The sequence below is a fragment of the Parendozoicomonas sp. 209JJ7-1 genome (assembly GCF_058147085.1).
On sequence record NZ_JBYVJU010000038.1, the window covers coordinates 1 to 3,692 of the forward strand.

The 3,692-nt window shown below is 40.8% G+C and carries 3 protein-coding genes; all 3 read right to left on the bottom strand.

The window, feature by feature from the left end; translation table 11 throughout:
- Window positions 1–46: 46 nt before the first annotated feature.
- Window positions 47–499, bottom strand: a complete 453-nt coding sequence (locus ACY2RQ_RS18940) for a hypothetical protein (protein WP_490114573.1) — start codon at window positions 497–499, stop codon at window positions 47–49.
- Between the two features lie 77 nt (window positions 500–576).
- Entirely contained in the window at window positions 577–2,412 is a 1,836-nt protein-coding gene (locus tag ACY2RQ_RS18945; protein ID WP_490114574.1) for an ATP-binding protein, read from the bottom strand.
- 1 nt (window position 2,413) lies between these two features.
- Window positions 2,414–3,586 (bottom strand): SIR2 family NAD-dependent protein deacylase, encoded by a 1,173-nt coding sequence (locus tag ACY2RQ_RS18950; RefSeq protein WP_490114575.1) that lies wholly within the window; start codon window positions 3,584–3,586, stop codon window positions 2,414–2,416.
- Between the last annotated feature and the right edge of the window lie 106 nt (window positions 3,587–3,692).

Consider the following 3,692-nt stretch of genomic DNA (forward strand, 5'->3'; position numbering starts at 1 on the left):
TAACGCCAAAATCAGGTGCGCCGCAGGCGTCACCTGGATTTTCTTGTTATGTTCTTTGTTGGATATAAATTACTCTATGCTTTTCAGCGGGTTTAATTAAATTTGGAAATATATAGCAATCGCCGTCATTATAATCATTCTCTAACTCAGTCCAGAATTCTTTCTCAGATTCGCACGCTCCAAAAGCAAAGAAAGGTTTGCCTTGGTCATGCATAGAAATCCAAACATCAACTTCAAAGTTTGTGGAATTTTCATAGAAAGCTTCACCAATCGGGTAATCCATCCACTCAGCTATGAAGTCATAGTTTTCATATCCATTTTCTTGGCAAAAACTAGAAATAAGGACTTCACGATGTTTTTCCAAACTAGACCAAGCGGCTTCCTCTTGTGCTCCATCATAATTTGCGAAATCAGGGCGGACAGCCATTACGATAATTAATCTTGTCTTATCGCTATTGTAGGCTTCATATAAATTATAAGTTTTAGTTTCTGCTGACATAACTCGATCCAGAACATAACGCCTGCATCAGGTGCGCCGAAGGCGTCACCTGGATGCACTTGTTATAACACGCCTTCCTAGTTGCACATTCTGGAAGAAATATGCTCTATTTCTTCCAGACTTAGCCTTTCAACAGACCAACCTGTGGCAAAAGGAATTGTACTTGATTTAGGTAGTTGCTCAGGGTTTAAATCTCTAACTCGCACTCTAGACGGTAGGGCAGCGCCTTCTCCTACGAAAATAGCTTCTTGTTGTGCCAATATGGGCAGTGCACCAACCATTCCAGACAATCCATCGGGTAGGAAACGTGCAACATGTTGCTGATCAGCTGAGTTTGTGAGTCTCAGCACAACCCAAGTACCACATTGTGAGATTACAGTACTATCTACATCTGCTGGCCTCTGACTGACCAACATTAAACCGATGCCATACTTTCTCCCCTCTCTAGCAATGCGCCGTATTGCACCTTGGGCAGCAGCATATTGAGCTTCACCATGATCAGGGACATAACGGTGGGCTTCTTCGCAAACTAATAAAATAGGGTCTTTCTCTTTTTCTTCTTGTGTCTGAAATACTTTGTATTGAAACAGCAATCTAGCGATTAGTGCTGTGAGAGGACCTGCAACTTCATTAGGTAAGCCTGAGATATCAATAATCCTGATGTCTTTTCCTTGTTGTCCAGGCGCACCTATTAACTGATTCAAGACTTCATGTAGTTTGATGTCGGCCACGCTACCTTCCCAGCACTTCATCATAAATGCGAGTCGAGTATCTCTGCGAAGAACCTTGAGTTTGTCTAGTACGGACGGAACAGGGGATTTTGCCAAATCAGTATTTGTAAGGCTTACATGCCCTGCATTTGTTTTCCTGCCACCCTGTATGTACTTAACATGGCTTTCAAATTCTTCTAGGCAAAATGGTCTGGGCTTATCTCGATCAAATTCTAAAATGTCAGATGTGTCTTTTCCATCACACAAATCAGGGTCATCAAAGTTTTCTAAATGATCGAGGGCACCCGTGCCAAACTCTCTCGGACAAGGCTTTACGATACCTGCAGTCACCATCCTTGCGTGAGCAAGAGCTTTCTGAACAACATTATTTTGACTTGTCGCGCTCCTTTCAGTTTTACCAATTATTAAATTGGTAAATTCGTCACTAGACATCAGCCAATATGGGAGTTTTATTTCTTCCTGGTCATCATTACCTTCAACAATGTCATATGCTCGGTATTGGACAGCCCGATCTTTAAAGGCCGTACCATATTCACCATGTGGATCAATTACCACAATCTGCGGTGATAGGTTCGTTTCATCCACTTTGTGGGATAGCACACTATGAATTATTGCAGCAACTGTACCTGATTTTCCTGAACCTGTTGATCCAAGAACAGCACAGTGCATACCAAACATTTTATTAATGTTTGCTCTGCAAGCGGTTGACTCTGCAGCACTATATACTGCAAAAGGAACTAACGGATCGACACCTTCGTTTTGTTCACCTTCAGCAGAGCGATACACACTTGATATTTCATCGTTTGTTAATAGAAATACACCTTGTTGAGGCAATGGATAGGTTTTTATACCCCGCCTGAATGAAAGCTTTTGGGTTGAAGCGACCCAGTTTCCTTCTGCAAGAAGTTGAACTTCCATTAGCCGCTGATCAGAGTCTGGATTGACAGGCTTACCTTCATCAATCAACTCTTCAGAACGCATCCGAAGCATAGTCACTAAGCCAAAGATTATCTTTCGACCATAGTGAATCTTGATCATGCTTCCTATCTGACCAATAGGATAAACACGACCATTATATGTGCTCGTTAACTCTGAAATTTTGTCTGATATTTCAACTTTAATTGCTGTTCCAGATACTTCAACAACTTGACCAATTCTTAATTCATTAACTGGTGTAAACATGTTAGACCTCACATCCATTTTTCAACACTGATGTGGCACCTTTAAATGTCCACCAAAAATCGTTGTCGTCTTTTCTTTTGAATGGCCCATCCCCAGCTATATAAAGACCGTGTATGGAAGCAATCATCACTCTTTGCCCATAACTTGACTTCCGCCATTTTTCGAGACAAACGGGTATTTCGTCTTTGCACTCTAGAAATGCCACGAGTACTGTTTTGTTATCTTCTTTTGATAGTGCAAACTCAATTTCATTGTTGATGTGTTCATCACCAAAGCTATATCCACAAACACAAAGAACGTTGCTATTAGTAGAATTCAGGGCTTTCCTAAACAAATCAAACTGCGTAGAGAATGGGTCTTGTTGTGTGGCGATGTACTTTGTTGCTTGAGGGTAGATAAGAACTTGTCGATCTGTTTTGGGATAACGATCATTATCACGTACTCGCCATACATATCCTTTTTTACAAAGATACCAGTCGATTGAACCGTGCATTTTTATGAGATTTGCACGTTGCCCATTTATTGGTAGCGGCTCACCGTATTGTTGTGTTCGGTAAGCAATGGCTCCGCCCGCGAATCCATCCCAGTATGGGATTTTATTCAATGCGAGAGCATCTTCCAGAAGTGTATCGTAATTTGTAGTGAAAATATTAATGGGCTTTCGTCGTTGATAAATTCCAGCGGATGCATGGTTAAAAAGTGTATCAATAAAGTCGAGGTGGGCATCCACTGAAACTATAGGATTAGTTCTAGTCCCTTCTTCTGATGTATTCCCTTCGCTGTCTTCTACATATCCACATCGGATTACATTTGATATTGATTCTAATATTGCACCATGAATTTCTTCGAGCTCAGATAAGCTTACTTCAGTTGCATTTATAATGGTTTTTTTGTTTTTAGTTCTTTCTGCTAAAGCTGCATAGTCACCTAAGTGACTCAGGACATGTTCAATATGGCAGTCTTCAGGTAGTTCATTAAACAATGGGGCTAAAATTTTATCAAAGATTTCTTTGTGACTATTTTCTAAGTCTTTTTTTACTTTGTTTGTAAGTGGATACATTAAAGGCAATTTAGCATCATAGCTGATACCGGCTCCCATTAACCAGCTTTGCTCATTGCATTTTAAGTGTTCCTCTAGTTGAGTGAATAGCTCCTCATCAATAACTTGTTCCATGTTTCTCTCTTAAGTTAGTAGGATGGTGATGATTGGTATTAGTGTTATAACGCCCGCATCAGGTGCGCCGAAGGCGTCACTTGGATGCGCTTGTTAGGTGCTTACC

Bases quoted from the DNA above. Each gene is read 5' to 3' on its own strand.
- ACY2RQ_RS18940 (WP_490114573.1), bottom strand. From the start codon at position 499: ATGTCAGCAGAAACTAAAACTTATAATTTATATGAAGCCTACAATAGC.
- ACY2RQ_RS18945 (WP_490114574.1), bottom strand. From the start codon at position 2,412: ATGTTTACACCAGTTAATGAATTAAGAATTGGTCAAGTTGTTGAAGTA.
- ACY2RQ_RS18950 (WP_490114575.1), bottom strand. From the start codon at position 3,586: ATGGAACAAGTTATTGATGAGGAGCTATTCACTCAACTAGAGGAACAC.